Source organism: Melaminivora sp. (genome assembly GCF_032059615.1).
GTDB lineage: Bacteria > Pseudomonadota > Gammaproteobacteria > Burkholderiales > Burkholderiaceae_C > Melaminivora.
In genome coordinates this window covers 1-13,665 of the sequence record NZ_DAMCAM010000070.1, presented here as the reverse complement: position 1 = coordinate 13,665, position 13,665 = coordinate 1, and the positions used below count along the sequence as shown (strand labels likewise).

Annotated in this window: 16 protein-coding genes and 1 pseudogene; 9 read left to right on the top strand and 8 right to left on the bottom strand. The window is 66.9% G+C overall.

Going from position 1 to position 13,665, the window contains the following annotated elements; genetic code table 11:
- Together RT051_RS12895 and RT051_RS14710 are read left to right on the top strand one after the other, a co-directional pair.
- The coding region (locus RT051_RS12895; RefSeq protein WP_313077300.1) for a flagellin at nucleotides 1-76 on the top strand (76 nt) is incomplete at its 5' end.
- A gap of 122 nt (nucleotides 77-198) precedes the next feature.
- Nucleotides 199-372 (top strand): annotated as a pseudogene (locus RT051_RS14710) (hypothetical protein); the annotation flags it as partial.
- Here the strand turns inward: RT051_RS14710 and RT051_RS12890 are convergent.
- Nucleotides 295-678: a hypothetical protein gene (locus RT051_RS12890; protein ID WP_313077297.1), complete on the bottom strand. Its 384-nt coding sequence runs from the start codon at nucleotides 676-678 to the stop codon at nucleotides 295-297. The pseudogene RT051_RS14710 and the gene RT051_RS12890 overlap by 78 nt on opposite strands.
- Nucleotides 679-696: 18 nt before the next feature.
- On the opposite strand from RT051_RS12890, the gene RT051_RS12885 reads away from it, so the two are divergent.
- A complete protein-coding gene (locus RT051_RS12885) occupies nucleotides 697-2,391 on the top strand; it encodes an acetylglucosamine transferase (RefSeq protein WP_313077296.1) in 1,695 nt (564 codons plus the stop codon).
- A 15-nt stretch (nucleotides 2,392-2,406) separates the two neighbouring features.
- Here the strand turns inward: RT051_RS12885 and RT051_RS12880 are convergent, their stop codons facing one another.
- Genes RT051_RS12880 through rfbF form a run of 7 tightly spaced genes read right to left on the bottom strand, consistent with a single transcriptional unit; the run spans nucleotide 2,407 to nucleotide 8,740 of the window.
- Entirely contained in the window at nucleotides 2,407-3,075 is a 669-nt protein-coding gene (locus tag RT051_RS12880) for a hypothetical protein (RefSeq protein ID WP_313077294.1), read from the bottom strand.
- A complete protein-coding gene (locus RT051_RS12875) occupies nucleotides 3,069-3,926 on the bottom strand; it encodes an NAD(P)-dependent oxidoreductase (RefSeq protein WP_313077293.1) in 858 nt (285 codons plus the stop codon). The genes RT051_RS12880 and RT051_RS12875 overlap by 7 nt, the downstream gene beginning before the upstream one ends.
- A 25-nt stretch (nucleotides 3,927-3,951) precedes the next feature.
- Entirely contained in the window at nucleotides 3,952-5,025 is a 1,074-nt protein-coding gene (locus RT051_RS12870; RefSeq protein ID WP_313077292.1) for an FkbM family methyltransferase, read from the bottom strand.
- Entirely contained in the window at nucleotides 5,012-6,298 is a 1,287-nt protein-coding gene (locus tag RT051_RS12865) for a class I SAM-dependent methyltransferase (protein ID WP_313077291.1), read from the bottom strand. Before RT051_RS12865 ends, RT051_RS12870 begins: the two co-directional genes overlap by 14 nt.
- Nucleotides 6,295-6,855 carry a dTDP-4-dehydrorhamnose 3,5-epimerase family protein gene (locus tag RT051_RS12860; RefSeq protein WP_313077290.1) on the bottom strand — a complete coding sequence of 187 codons (561 nt, stop codon included), beginning with the start codon at nucleotides 6,853-6,855 and terminating at the stop codon, nucleotides 6,295-6,297. The genes RT051_RS12865 and RT051_RS12860 overlap by 4 nt, the downstream gene beginning before the upstream one ends.
- Nucleotides 6,852-7,970, bottom strand: a complete 1,119-nt coding sequence (rfbG, locus tag RT051_RS12855) for a CDP-glucose 4,6-dehydratase (protein WP_313077299.1) — start codon at nucleotides 7,968-7,970, stop codon at nucleotides 6,852-6,854. The genes RT051_RS12860 and rfbG overlap by 4 nt, the downstream gene beginning before the upstream one ends.
- A complete protein-coding gene (gene rfbF, locus RT051_RS12850; RefSeq protein ID WP_313077289.1) occupies nucleotides 7,970-8,740 on the bottom strand; it encodes a glucose-1-phosphate cytidylyltransferase in 771 nt (256 codons plus the stop codon). The genes rfbG and rfbF overlap by 1 nt, the downstream gene beginning before the upstream one ends.
- 111 nt (nucleotides 8,741-8,851) lie before the next feature.
- Here rfbF and motA point away from each other — a divergent pair, with 111 nt between their 5' ends.
- The 6 genes from motA to RT051_RS12820 form a co-directional block, all read left to right on the top strand.
- Entirely contained in the window at nucleotides 8,852-9,712 is an 861-nt protein-coding gene (gene motA, locus RT051_RS12845; RefSeq protein ID WP_313077288.1) for a flagellar motor stator protein MotA, read from the top strand.
- A gap of 12 nt (nucleotides 9,713-9,724) precedes the next feature.
- Nucleotides 9,725-10,669, top strand: coding sequence for a flagellar motor protein MotB (motB, locus tag RT051_RS12840; RefSeq protein WP_313077287.1), 945 nt, complete (start codon nucleotides 9,725-9,727; stop codon nucleotides 10,667-10,669).
- Nucleotides 10,670-10,734: 65 nt separating this feature from the next.
- Nucleotides 10,735-11,121 (top strand): chemotaxis response regulator CheY, encoded by a 387-nt coding sequence (cheY, locus tag RT051_RS12835; RefSeq protein WP_313077286.1) that lies wholly within the window; start codon nucleotides 10,735-10,737, stop codon nucleotides 11,119-11,121.
- A 5-nt stretch (nucleotides 11,122-11,126) separates the two neighbouring features.
- Nucleotides 11,127-11,762 (top strand): protein phosphatase CheZ, encoded by a 636-nt coding sequence (locus RT051_RS12830; RefSeq protein WP_313077298.1) that lies wholly within the window; start codon nucleotides 11,127-11,129, stop codon nucleotides 11,760-11,762.
- 202 nt (nucleotides 11,763-11,964) lie between these two features.
- The gene (locus RT051_RS12825) at nucleotides 11,965-13,137 is read left to right on the top strand and encodes an EscU/YscU/HrcU family type III secretion system export apparatus switch protein (RefSeq protein ID WP_313077285.1); all 1,173 of its coding nucleotides are present in this window, start codon (nucleotides 11,965-11,967) and stop codon (nucleotides 13,135-13,137) included.
- Nucleotides 13,138-13,151: 14 nt separating this feature from the next.
- A partial coding sequence (locus RT051_RS12820) for an FHIPEP family type III secretion protein (protein ID WP_313077284.1) occupies nucleotides 13,152-13,665 on the top strand: 514 nt, incomplete at its 3' end.

Here is a 13,665-nt window from a genome sequence, read left to right as displayed (position 1 = left end):
GCAGCAGGCCGGCACCGCCATGGTCGCGCAGGCCAACCAGCTGCCCCAGGGCGTGATGTCGCTGCTGCGGGGCTGATGTAATGAGAGCCGGCTTCGATCGACCGATCGGAGCTGGCTCTTGATCCTGGCGTTTTTTCCGTCCATACGGGGACGCGCCATGGAAGCAAAACTCTGTTCTCTCGCCGTCCACGCCACGCCATGCCACCACCTGCTCATCGTCCACTGTCCCGCTCGCGTTCCGCGGCCCGGCTACATAGTGCTTTTGCAGCAGGGGATTGGCCCCTGGCAGTGCGGCTATGCCGTCAGGCGCTGCAAAAAGACGCCCGGGATCTGCAGGCTCACCGTCTGCTGGGACCGGCCTTGCATAACCAGCAGCAGCATGAAGCTGCCCTTGTGGCCTTTCGTGAAGGCGCCGCCTGTCACCCTGAAGATGCGGAACTGCTGATCAACCACGCCAACGTCTTGTTGCAACTGGGCCGTGCCAGCGAAGCCAAAAGTCCGTTGGAGACGGTTACGAAACTGCGGCCGATGCATGGCCGACCCTGGCTCATGCTGGCGCAAAGCTGTTATGGCACAGCGGAAAACCAACAGGGCTTTGCTGCTGCGCAACAGGCGCTGGCGCTGTCTGGAACGAGCGATTCGCTGCGCGCGGCGGCACTCAACCAATGTGCGCTGCACCGGCGTGAATTGGGCCAGGTGCGCGAGGCCGTACAGGACTGTGAAACTGCCATCGCCCTGACTCCGGGAGACTTCAGCCTCTACTCCAACTGTCTGCTGTTCATGCTGGCCGATCCGGACCGGAGCGTGCAGGATTTCGTGCGGGTGGCCCAGGCCCTGTCTGACGCTTACGAAAAACCTCTGCGCCGGCATTGGCCACGTTTTGAGGACGTGGACCGCCAGCCCTGGCGGCGCCTGCGCATCGGCTTCGTCTCTCCCGATTTCCGCGACCACGCGGTGATGTATTTCGTGGAAGGCCTGCTGGCGCAATTGGACCGGCGCATGTTCGAGGTGATCGCTTTCTACACCTACCCCGTCCACGACGCCGTCACGGCACGCGTGCAATGCCACGTCGACCACTTCATTTCGCTGACCGGCAAAACCCCGGTGGAGCAGGCTGTCGCCATCCGCGCCGCGCGCATCGACATCGCAATCGATCTGGCCGGGCACACGGGGCACAACGGCCTGCCTGCGCTGGCCTTCAAACCAGCGCCGGTGCAAGTCTCCTGGCTGGGCTTTCCGGGCACGACCGGGCTGTCGGCCATCGACTACAAATTCACCGACGAGGTGACCGACGCAGAAGATGCCGACCAGGAATACGTCGAGCGGCTGTACCGCCTGCCAACCCTGTTCTGCAGCTACCGGCCGCTGATCCGTGCGCCGCTGTACCGCTACCAGCCGCGCTATCTGGTGCGCCCCGCACCTGCACTGGACAATGGCTATGTCACCTTCGGCTCATGCAACAACCTGGGCAAGCTGACCGATGAAGTGCTGGCGCTGTGGGGTCGCATCCTCCAGGCCGTGCCGACCGCGCGCCTGCTGATCGAGGGCAAGGGGCTGGGCGAGGCAGCTGGCGCAGACGCCTATCGCCAGCGCTGCGCTGCGCTGGGAGTGGACGTCGAGCGCCTCATCCTGGTGGGCCTGGACCGCCGCAACCAGTACCTGACCTACCACCGCATCGACATCGCACTGGACCCCTATCCGCTGACCGGCGGCACGACGACCTTCGACGTGCTGTGGATGGGCGTGCCCCTGGTGTCCATGGCCGGCGAGAGTTTCAAGAGCCGGCTGAGCACGGGCATCCTGGCCTACCTGGGGCGCACCGAGTGGCTGGCACAGCATGCCGATGACTATGTGCGCATTGCCCAGGCGCTTGCCGAGGATGTGCAGCAGCTCAATACCCTGCGCCTGGGTCTGCGTCGCGAAGTCGAGCAGTCCGCGCTGATGCGTGAGGACTTGCACACCCACCACTTCGGTGAGGGCCTGCGCGTCATGTGGCTGCAATGGCTGGCCGAGCAGCAGCATCCGGGCGATGGGCCCGCCCAGCAGCAGATGATGCAGCGCTGGCTGCAGGACGTGCCGTCCGAATGGGCCGAGCCACCGGTCCCCGGCGTGGGTGTCGCCCCCGGCGAACGCATCACGCTACCCCAGGCCCATGCACGCCTGCAGGCCCTGGTGGAACAGGCCAAGGCCGAGCCACCGCCGCAAGGTCGGGACATCGTGGGTCCGTCCTGGATCGCGCTGACCGAGCTGGCCGAGGTCGTGCTGTGCGCCGTGCCCCACGATCCCATGGCCCTGGCCTGCCTGGCCGAGGTGGAGCAAGCGCACGGGCACGCGGAGTTCGCCCTGACCTATCTGCGCTACGCCACCGAGGCGATGGGCATGAAAAACTAGCCTTTGCGCGGCCCATCAGTGCGGCAGCGAGCGGAAGATGTCCGCCAGGACATCGCGCTGCCAGGGCTTGCACACCACCCCGCTGCCCGTGGAGGCGCCAAACACCACGCAGTGGCCGGGCGTGTCGGCATTGACCAGGCTGGTGCCCTGGGCCAGCACCGTGCCATCGCCCACCCGGCAGCGGCCGATGATGGCCGTGTTGGGGTACATGACGACACCGTTTCCCAGCACCGGCGCCGCGCCATGGTTCTTGCCAACGGTGGAGTTCTGATAGACCACCAGATGGCTGCCATACGTGGCCTTGGCAAAGACGATGCCCACGGAATGGCCGATGAAGAAGACCTCGGGCATGTCGATCTCATAGAACAGATCAATGCCATTCAAGGCCTTGTTCAAACCAAACAGTTTGTTGCACAGCGTGCGCTCGCCCGTCGCTCGCCACAGCGTGTTGGCCAGGTAGTAGAGAAAGAGGGTGTATTGGGTGGAATGCAGGTGGTCGAATTCATCAGGCTTCCACCAGCGCACCTCGTTGATGCAACGCCCAAGGCGCAGGAGCGCGGCATCCAGATGAGCGGCGAAACTTTGTTCGGCCTGCGGGTGCAGCCCATCGGGGAAAAAAATGTCCGCCTGCCGCGCCACATATCTCGCCAGCTCGGCGCGCGACAGGTGCAGGGGTTTCAGCATGCCAAAGCTCCAGGCCATCGAGCCATCACTTCGAATACAGGGCTCGGCCGCCACTCCAGCTCTTCGCGCAGGCGCCCTGTGTCCACCTGGGCGACAGCGGGCGGCCGGGCTTGCGAAAGCGGGTTGATCCGGCAGCCCCAACGCCGCTCCACGTAGTCAAACAACTCGGCATTCGGCACGTTAACTCCTGAAGCCACGTTGTAGCTGGCTTGGCGCCCATGCAGGGCGATGCGGATCAGTGCCTCGACCACGTCGGGCAGGTGCACATAGTCGCGAGTGAAGTGGGGGGAGGATTCGATCTCCAGACGTATTTGTCCCGTCTGCTTCGCAGCCATGGCACTGCGCACCAGCAGTGGAAGAAAACCGTCTTCATCCAGGGGACTGTCATACACACAGGCCAGCCGGGCGACTCGTGCCTTGCCCTGCCCGGCTACATGGCACAGTGATTCGCCCAAGGCCTTGGACAGGTCATACAGGTGGCGCGGATTGGCAGGGTTCAACAGCAGCTGGGCATCCTCGTGCGCCACTGCAGCAGAAGAGCTGTCGTACAGACGAGTGGAGGACAGGTAGACCAGAGAATCCCAGCCTGTCGACTGCAGGACCTGTGCCAGATGGCTGACGTGGGCCTGTACCGTATCGAACGGCCGCGCCAGGTAGTCGGCAGTCAGGCCGGCGCAGTAGATCACGTGCCCCAGGGCTTCGCAGCGAGGCCACGATTCCTGGCGCCCCGGGAGCCAGACGTGAGCGCCCCTGTCTTGCAGGACTTGGGCCAGGCTTGATCCAACGAAACCCGACGCTCCTATCACCGTGAAGCGATGGCCATGCAACTCTGAGTGCGTCAGCGGCGACATGGTCACTCCCTGGCCCGGCCGTGTTTCAGAACCCACCGACGGGATGGTGCAGCCGTGGGCTCCTGTGAGGCAGGAGTTTGGGGCTGACCCCTTCCACGATGCGCCAGGCTGGCCCGTGGATGCGGCCGGGGTCGCGCAAAGCCAGCATATTGAAGCCGTGAGGCGGGCCTTCGAGAAAGACGCTGTCCAGCGGAATCAACTCCACGGGCTGCCCCGGCATTTCGCGGTGTGAATTGATGTCGCGCACGGCAAACAAGGTATAGCCCAGGTCCAGAAGCAAACGGCATACCGGCGTGGCACGCAAACCGTCGGACCAGTCCACGTAGGAACGGTGCAGTTCGAAGACGACATCAGGCCCGTGCTGCGCCAGCACTCCCCTCGCGCCCTGCAACGCGGCCAGTTCCGCTCCTTCGATATCCAGCTGGATCAGCCCCACACGCACCCCTTGATGGCGCACGTAGTCATCGATGGTGGTCGTCTCGAAGCCGCCCTCCCCCGCACTGCCGGCCACCATGTTGGCAAAGGAGTCGAAACCATCGAGCTTCATGTGTTCGCCGCTCTGGCTCCACAGGCCGACCTCATTCACCACCGCGTTGTCAAGCTGGTTGAGCTCCAGGTTGCGCCGCAGCATCCGTGCCTGCTGTGCATTGGGCTCGAAACAATGGACAGTCAGGCCCGCATCGGCCACGGCGCGCGCCACCAGGACGGCCTGGTCACCAAAGTACGCCCCGCCCACGAGCACATCGCCCGTCAGGCCACGGCTCAATTCAAGCAGCAATTTGGTGGTTTGCGGCTCCCAGACGTGGCTAGGATGCTCATTGGGCGCCAGCAGAAAATCCCGTGCGATCTTGGTGCGGTAGAGGAACTGAAAGCGGCTGCCGTCTGCCAGCACCTTTTCATATTCATCAGTATCCAGATGCAGTGCATCGATGATCGGCCCGGTCACCTCGTCTCGCACAGCCCCTTCGCAGGCGATCTCCGGCTCCCACTCGCGCAACAGCGCGACCATGCGCGACCGCAGGACCGGATTGCGGCCCAGACTCTGCATGGCCTGCTGGAGGCGCTTGCCGTCCAGGTCTCGGGGATCATTGCTCGTCATGGAGCACTCCTTGCTTGAATGCGACATCTTCAAATACTTTCAGGTGCGGCACTGCCACCACCAGTCTGCCACCCCAGCTCTTGACATAGTCAAGCTGCTGCGCGACCTCCTCCCGCAGGTTCCAAGGCAGCACCAGCACTCGCTCCGGCTGGTCCGCTTTCAGACCGGCTTCGTCCACGATAGGAATGCGGCTGCCGGGAAGGTACTGTCCCTGCTTGGCCGGATTCCTGTCCGCCACATAGGGCAGCAGGTCCGCGCGCACGCCGGCAAAGTTCAGCAGCGTGTTGCCCTTGGCGGCAGCGCCATAGGCGCCCACGCGCATGCCCTGGCGTCGGCATTGCAACAAAAATGAGAGCAATTCGTCCTTGATACGCAAGGCCGAAAACTGAAAATCAGCATAGAACTGCGCCGTGCGCACGCCGGCTGCATCCTCCTGCTCCAGCACGCGGCGCACCCGCTGGGCGCCCTCGGGCGTGGTCTGGGGGTGGCCATCCAGCGAGTCGGCGCGCACAGCCCACACGCGCAGGCTGCCGCCGTGCGTGGGCAGCTCCTGCACGTCCACAAGCGCCAGGCCGCCTGCGGCGAAGATGCGCTGCACGGCAGTGAGCGACAAATACGAATAGTGCTCATGGTAGGCCGTATCAAACTGACAGCCCTGCACCATGCGCAGCAGGTGCGGAAACTCGAGCGTCGCCACGCCCGCGGGCTTGAGCAGGCGCGCGAAGCCGGCGACGAAGTCGTTGATGTCGGGCACGTGGGCCAGCACATTGTTGGCAACGATCAGGTCGGCCTGTCGGCCGGCGCGCGCCAGCTCGTCGGCCAGCGCCGCGCCGAAGAAGCGCTGCAGCACCTCGATGCCGCGTGCGCGCGCCGCCGCCGCGGTGCTGGCCGTGGGCTCGATGCCGTAGCACGGGATGCCGGCCGCCTGCACGTACTGCAGCAGGTAGCCGTCGTTGGCGGCTACCTCGACCGCGGTGCTGCCTGTGCCCAGCCCCAGGCGCGTGCGCACGTCTTCGACATAGGCGCGCGCGTGGGCCAGCCAGGACGAGGAAAACGAGCTGAAGTAGGCGTAGTCCTCGGTGAACAGGGCCTCGCGCCCGGCGTGGTCCTCGGTCTGCACCAGCCAGCAGTGCCCGCACACCAGCAGGCGCAGCGGGTACCAGACCTCCGGGGCGCGCAGCGCGGCTTCGCTCAGGTAGGCGTTTGACGGTGGCGCGCTGCCCAGGTCCAGGAAGGGCAGGGACAGAGGCTGGCCGCAGTGCCGGCAGTTCACAGGCGCACTCCTTGAAAGTCTTCGGTCAGCCAGGCCTGGCCGGCATCGCGCGCGGACAGGCCCTGCACGGGCAGGGGCCAGGCGATAGCCAGACGCGCATCCAGCGGATGCAGCCCGGCCTCCGCCTCGGGCGCGTGGGGCGCCGAGTGGCAGTACAGCAGCTCAGCCTCAAACGACTGGGCCTGAAAGCCGTGGGCGAAGCCCGGCGGTATGAGCAGTGCGCAACCGTTCTCGGCACTGAGCAGTTCGGCATGCCAGCGCAGAAAGGTGGGCGAGCCGGCGCGCAGGTCCACCGCCACGTCCCACACGGCGCCGCGCAGGCAGGTGACCAGCTTCGTCTCGGCATGGGGGGGCTGCTGGTAATGCAGGCCGCGCACGCTGCCCGCCTGATGGGTCAGGCTGCGGTTGATCTGGGCGATGGGCTGCGTCCAGCCGACCTCGGCCAGCTCCTCTGCACAGAACAGCCGCTCGAAAAAGCCCCGCGCATCCCGTAGCGGCTGGCGCTGCACGCGCACCAGGCCCGGCAGCGGCAGGGGGGCAAGGCTCAGCCGGCTCATGGGGCAGTCCCTTTATTCGCCGCCCCGGGGGTCGGGCCATCTGCAGCCTCCCACGCGGCCAAGTCCGCCAGGCACAGTGCGCGGGCGTCGGCGCCCGCCTGCAGGGCGCGGTACCAGTCCATGGTGCGCTCGACCGCGGTGGCCAGCGGCCAGCGCGGCGCAATGCCCAGCGCCTGCCGCGCGTGCGCGGTCTCCAGCGCCAGCCAGCCGGCTTCGTGCGGCGCGTCTGCTTCTTTTTGATAGCTGAATGCCGTTGTCTGATAACGCTTTGCGGCCATTTCTATCACATTCCCGACGGAGGCTGCTTCGTGCGGCAGCGGGCCGAAGTTGTAGGCGCCGGCCAGCTCGGGTGTGGCCCACAGGCGCTCGGCTAGGCACAGGTAGGCGGCCAGCGGCTCGATGACGTGCTGCCAGGGGCGGATGGCGCCAGGGTTGCGCAGGTGCAGGGTGCACCCCGCGCCCCAGGCCCGCACGGCGTCGGGCAGCAGGCGGTCGGCCGCCCAGTCGCCGCCGCCGATCACGTTGCCGGCGCGGGCCGTGGCCACAGCCACGCCCTGCCCGGCCAGGAAGGCGTCGCGGTAGCTGGCGGCGACGATCTCGGCCGCAGCCTTGCTGGCGCTGTAGGGGTCGTGCCCGCCCAGGGCATCGCTTTCGCGGTAGGGGTAGCTCCATTCGCGGTTGCGATAGACCTTGTCGGTCGTCACCACCACCGCGGCGCGCACGTCGGCCTGGCCGCGCAGCGCGTCCAGCACGTGAACTGTGCCCATGACGTTGGCGGCGTAGGTTTCCAGGGGCGCGGCGTAGCTGGCGCGCACCAGGGCCTGGGCGGCCAGGTGCAGCACCACCTGGGGCCGCGCTGCGCGCACGTGCCCGGCCACGGCAGCGGCGTCGCGCACATCGCACCAGGGGCTGGCGTGAACCGCCTCGTCCACCCGGGCCAGGGTGAACAGGTTGGGCGCACCATCGGGCGGCAGGGCCAGGCCGGTGACTTCGGCGCCCAGGCGGCCCAGCCACAGTGCCAGCCAGCTGCCCTTGAAGCCGGTGTGCCCCGTCAGCAGCACGCGCTTGCCCCGCCAGAAGGCGGGGTCGGGCCGGGGGCCGTGGCGCAGCTGCATCACCAGCACTTCCAGGGCGCCTGGCCGGACTGCCACAGGTCTTCGAGCAGGTTCTTCTCGCGCAGCGTGTCCATGGGCTGCCAGAAGCCCGCGTGCGCGTAGGCCTGCAGCTGGCCCTCGCTGGCGAGCCGCTGCATGGGCCAGGCCTCCCAGGGCGTGGCGTCGCCCTCGATGTAGTCGATGGCGCGAGGCTGCAGCACAAAGAAGCCGCCGTTGATCCAGCCGCCGTCGCCGCGTGGCTTTTCCTCGAAGGCCGTGACGGCGCTGCCGTCGCACACCAGCGCGCCGTAGCGCCCGGGCGGCTGCACCGCCGCCACCGTCGCCAGCCGCCCATGCGCACGGTGGAAGGCAAACTGCGCCGTCATGTCGATGTCGGCCAGGCCGTCGCCGTAGGTGAAGCAGAACGCCTCGTCCGGCGCCAGGTAGTCGCGCACGCGGCGCAGCCGCCCGCCGGTGAGCGTGTCCTCGCCCGTGTCCACCAGCGTCACGCGCCAGGGCTCGGCATGGCGCTGGTGCACCTCCATACGGTTTTCCACCATGTCGAAGGTCACATCCGACATGTGCAGGAAATAGTTGGCGAAGTATTCCTTGATGACGTAGCCGCGATAGCCCAGGCAGACGACGAAGTCGTTGACGCCGTGGGCCGAATACATCTTCATGATGTGCCACAGGATGGGCCGCCCGCCGATCTCGATCATGGGCTTGGGCTTGAGGTGCGATTCCTCGGAGATGCGGGTACCCAACCCGCCGGCAAGCAGTACGGCTTTCATGGCCGGCAAGCATACGTCCTGCCGCCCCGTGCCAGACCCGGGGAAAAAGCCGGCTTCCTCCGGGCTGATCCGCGGTTGCTCCGCAAACCCGCTCTGACACAATCCGACACCATGTTCGTCATCCTCGGCTACCTCATCACCTTCGGGTGCATCTTTGGCGTGTTCGTTGCCCACGGCGGCAATGTCAACGTGCTGCTGGAGGCGCTGCCGTTCGAGATGATCACCATCGGCGGCGCGGCGCTGGGCTCGTTCATCGTGAACAACCAGCCCAAGGTGCTCAAGGCCACCATGGCGGCGCTGCCGCAGGCGCTCAAGGGCAACAAATACACCAAGGCGCGCTACATGGAGCTGCTGGCCATGCTCTATGAAATCCTGCAAAAAGCGCGCAAGGAAGGCCTGATGGCCATCGAGGCGGACGTGGAGGAGCCGGAAAAGTCCGAGCTGTTCAAGAAATACCCCACCGTGGGCAGCGACCACCACGTCATCGAGTTCACCACCGACTACCTGCGCATGATGGTCTCGGGCAACCTGAACGCGCACGAGATCGAGTCGCTGATGGACGCCGAGATCGAGACCCACCACCAGGAGGCCCACGCCCCGGTGGCGGCGCTCACACGCCTGGCCGGCGCCCTGCCGGCGTTCGGCATCGTGGCCGCCGTGCTGGGCGTGGTCAACACCATGGGCTCGGTGGGCCAGCCGCCGGCGGTGCTGGGCGGCATGATCGCCTCGGCGCTGGTGGGCACCTTCCTGGGCATCCTGCTGGCCTATGGCGCGGTGGAGCCGCTGGCCGGCCTGCTGGAGCAGCGCGCCGAAGATGCCGCCAAGGAGTTCGCCTGCATCAAGTCCACGCTGCTGGCCAGCATGCAGGGCTACAACCCGGCCACGGCCATCGAGTTCGGGCGCAAGGTGCTGTTCTCGGGCGACCGGCCGGGCTTTGCCGAGCTCGAAGCCCACGTCAAGGGCAAGAAGTGAGCTGAGCGCGCCATGGCCGAGAAGAAACTCCAGCCCATCATCATCAAGCGCGTCAAGAAGGGCGGCCACGCCGCGCACGGCGGCGCCTGGAAGATCGCCTACGCCGACTTCGTGACGGCCATGATGGCGTTCTTTCTGCTGATGTGGCTGCTGGGCTCCACCGCCCAGGGCGAGCTGCAGGGCATCGCCTCGTATTTCGCCTCGCCCATGAAGGTGGCGATGCAGGGCGGCGACGGCGCGGGCAACAGCTCCAGCATCATCCCCGGCGGCGGCACCGATCTGGCCCGGGTGCACGGCCAGGTGCGCCGAGCCGACGCCGAGGCGGGCAAGAACACGCGCCAGGACAGCGAGGCCGCCCGCGCCGAGCGCGCGCGCCTGGACGCGCAGCGCATCCGCACCTTGCGCACCAAGATCGACGCCATGATCACCGACAACCTGCGCCTGAACGAGTACCGCTCGCAGATCCGCATCGACGTCACGCCCGACGGGCTGCAGATCCAGATCGTCGACGACCAGAACCGGCCCATGTTCGACAGCGGCAGTGCCCTGGTCAAACCCTACATGCGCGACATCCTGCGCGAGATCGGCGCGGCGCTGGGCGGGGTGGAGAACCGCATCAGCCTGGCCGGCCACACCGATGCTGCGCCCTACGGCAATGGCGACCGCGGCTACAGCAACTGGGAGCTGTCGGCCGACCGGGCCAACGCCTCGCGGCGCGAGCTGGTGGCCGCCGGCATGCCCGACGGCAAGCTCGGGCGCGTGGTGGGCCTGGCCGCCAGCGACCTGCTGGAGCCCGAGAACCCGCGCGCGGCCGTGAACCGGCGCATCACCATCACCGTGCTGACCCACGAAGCCGAGGAGCGCCTGCTGGGCAGGCGCAACGCGGCATCGCCCCTGCACCCACCGGATGAAGAAAAGTCCGACAATCGTGCCCCTGCGCCAGCGGCAGCCGGATGAGCTGCCGCTTTCGTGCGCCTTCTCCGACCCCCTAGCCTTCCCATTTCCGACCGAAAGGGTTTTTCGTGTCTTCTGCCCTTCGCTTCCTGATCGTTGACGACTTCTCCACCATGCGCCGCATCGTGCGCAACCTGCTCAAGGAAAGCGGTTTCACCGAGGCCGACGAGGCCGAGGACGGCGTGGTGGCGCTCAACAAGCTGCGCAACGGCCGCTTCGATTTCGTGGTGAGCGACATCAACATGCCCAACATGAACGGCTTCCAGCTGCTCACCGAGATCAAGAAGGACGACAAGCTCAAGCACCTGCCCGTGCTCATGGTGACCGCCGAGGCGCGCAAGGAGGACATCGTCGCCGCTGCCCAGGGCGGCGCCGCCGGCTACATCGTCAAGCCCTTCACCAAGGCCACGCTGGAGGAGAAGGTCAACCTGATCCTCAAGAAACTGGGACTGTGATGACCATGCAGGACACGCAGGCCGCCGCTCCCCTGCCCGATGCGGACCAGGACATCCATCACAAGATAGGCCAGCTCACGCGCCAGCTGCACACTGCGCTGAGCGAGCTGGGCTATGCCGACCAGCTACGCGGCACCATGGGCGAGCTGCCCGATGCGCAAAGCCGCCTGTCCTACATCGCCCGGCTGACGGGCGAGGCGGCCGAGAAGGTGCTCACGCGCGTGGAGCAGGCCAAGACGCAGCACGACTTCATCGCCAGCGAGACGCGCCGCGTGGTGCAGGCCCTGGTGGCCGACCCGGTGGCGGCGGTGGCCAAGGGCGAGATCTTCAACTTCCTGACCGACGTGGAGCGCGTGACGCGCGAGCTGGACACGCACCTGACCGAAATCATGATGGCGCAGGACTTCCACGACCTCACCGGCCAGGTGATCGCGCGCGTGGTCAACCTGGCGGCCACCATCGAGCAGCAGCTGGTGCAGCTGGTCATCCAGACCGCCCCGTCCGGCGCCGCGCAGCCCGCCGCGTCCGCCGCCGCTGCCGCGGCTCACCTGCAGGGCCCGGTGGTTGAGCCCGAGGGGCGCACCGACGTGGTCACGGACCAATCGCAGGTGGACGACCTGCTGGCCAGCCTGGGTTTTTGACGCAGGAAGGCTTCTGGCGCCGCGCCAGAAAAAGGGTAAAAACAGCGTTTTCCCCTTGCTGTGCAACGTTGTGCAGCTATGAAAATCGTAGTTTTATGCCCTTCCGGGCCTTTCCTGAAATGCGGCCGAACCCCGCCTTTATTCGGCCTTTAGCTTTTCCCCCGTCTCCCGACAATGGCGTGGCCCCTCAAGCCACGCCGCCATGAGTTCCAGCCAGGACAAAAACCTACCCGCAACCGAGCGCAAGCTGCAAAAGACCCGCCAGGACGGGCAGGCTGCGCGCTCGCGCGACCTGTCGCACCTGGCCATCCTGGGCGTGGGCGCGCTGGCCCTGCTGGTGCTGCTGCCCTGGTTCACCGAATACCTCGAGCGCGCACTGCGCCAGAGCCTGGTGTTCGACGCCGCCACGGTGCAGGCGCCAGCGCAGATGGTGGCGCGCCTCAAGACCCTGGTGCTGATGGGCGTGGCCGGCAGCGCCCTGTTCGCCGCGCTGACCAGCTGCGCCGCGCTGGTGGCCGCCGTGAGCGCGGGCGGCTTCATCTTCAGCCTGAAGCCCATCACGCCGCAGTTCAACCGCCTGAACCCGCTCAAGGGCCTGGGCAACCTGTTTTCCAAGCAGCAGCTGGCCAACGTGGCCAAGATGGTGCTGATGACCCTCATCCTGGCCTTCGTCGCCTGGAAGTTCATGGGCAACGGCATCGAGACCATGGCCACGCTGGTGCTGCAGCCCTCGCCCGTGGCGCTGCGCCATGTGGGCCAGTGGCTGGTCTCGGGCGTGTCGCTGCTGATGCTGGTGGTCTTCCTGTTCGCCGTGGTGGACGTGCCGCTGCAGGCCTTCTTCTTCAAGTCGCGCCTGAAGATGAGCCACGAGGAGGTCAAGCAGGAGCACAAGGAAAGCGACGGCAACCCCCAGCTCAAGGGCCGCATGCGCCAGCGCGCCCGCGAGATCGCCGACCGCGCCAGCGTCGCCGCCGTCCCGAAGGCCGATTTCGTGGTCATGAACCCCACGCACTACGCCGTGGCGCTCAAGTACGACGAGGCCGCCATGGGTGCGCCGCAGGTGGTCGCCAAGGGCACGGACCTGGTGGCCTTCAAGATCCGCGAAGTGGCCCAGGCCCACGGCGTGCCGGTGCTGCAGTCGCCCATGCTGGCGCGCGCGCTGTACGCCCACGCCGACCTGGAGCAGCCCATCCCCGCGCAGCTTTATACGGCGGTGGCCCAGGTGCTGGCCTACGTCTATCGCCTCAAGGCGGCGATGCGCGGCGAGGGCCGCATGCCCGGCGAGCTGCCCGAGCCGCAGGTGCCGCCCGAGCTCGACCCCCATTCGCCCCAGGCCCGGCGCCCCAGCCGCCCGCGCCGCACGCGCAACGCATGAACGGGTAACGCACGATGACGACTTCCTCGATGAACAGCATGCGCCAGTGGGCCGGGGCCCATGGCTCGGCCCTGCAGGGCCTGTCGGCGCCGCTCTTGGTGGTGGCCATCCTGGCGCTGATGGTGCTGCCCATCCCGCCGTGGCTGCTGGACACCTTCTTCACGCTGAACATCGCCGTGGCGCTGATGGTCATGATGGTCTCGGCCTACATGCTGCGGCCGCTCGATTTCGCGGCCTTTCCCACGGTGCTGCTGCTCACCACGCTGATGCGCCTGTCGCTGAACGTGGCCTCCACCCGCGTCGTGCTGCTGGAGGGCCACACCGGCTCGGGCGCGGCTGGCGCGGTGATCGAGGCCTTCGGCCACTTCCTGATCGGCGGCAACTTCGCCGTCGGCCTGATCGTCTTCGCCATCCTGGTGGTGATCAACTTCGTGGTGGTGACCAAGGGCGCCGAGCGCATCGCGGAAGTCTCGGCGCGCTTCACGCTGGACGCCATGCCCGGCAAGCAGATGGCCGTGGACGCCGACC

Bases quoted from the DNA above. Each gene is read 5' to 3' on its own strand.
- RT051_RS12825 (WP_313077285.1), top strand. From the start codon at position 11,965: ATGAGTTCCAGCCAGGACAAAAACCTACCCGCAACCGAGCGCAAGCTG.
- motA (WP_313077288.1), top strand. From the start codon at position 8,852: ATGTTCGTCATCCTCGGCTACCTCATCACCTTCGGGTGCATCTTTGGC.
- rfbF (WP_313077289.1), bottom strand. From the start codon at position 8,740: ATGAAAGCCGTACTGCTTGCCGGCGGGTTGGGTACCCGCATCTCCGAG.
- motB (WP_313077287.1), top strand. From the start codon at position 9,725: ATGGCCGAGAAGAAACTCCAGCCCATCATCATCAAGCGCGTCAAGAAG.
- rfbG (WP_313077299.1), bottom strand. From the start codon at position 7,970: ATGCAGCTGCGCCACGGCCCCCGGCCCGACCCCGCCTTCTGGCGGGGC.
- RT051_RS12875 (WP_313077293.1), bottom strand. From the start codon at position 3,926: ATGTCGCCGCTGACGCACTCAGAGTTGCATGGCCATCGCTTCACGGTG.
- RT051_RS12830 (WP_313077298.1), top strand. From the start codon at position 11,127: ATGCAGGACACGCAGGCCGCCGCTCCCCTGCCCGATGCGGACCAGGAC.
- RT051_RS12870 (WP_313077292.1), bottom strand. From the start codon at position 5,025: ATGACGAGCAATGATCCCCGAGACCTGGACGGCAAGCGCCTCCAGCAG.
- RT051_RS12860 (WP_313077290.1), bottom strand. From the start codon at position 6,855: ATGAGCCGGCTGAGCCTTGCCCCCCTGCCGCTGCCGGGCCTGGTGCGC.
- RT051_RS12880 (WP_313077294.1), bottom strand. From the start codon at position 3,075: ATGCTGAAACCCCTGCACCTGTCGCGCGCCGAGCTGGCGAGATATGTG.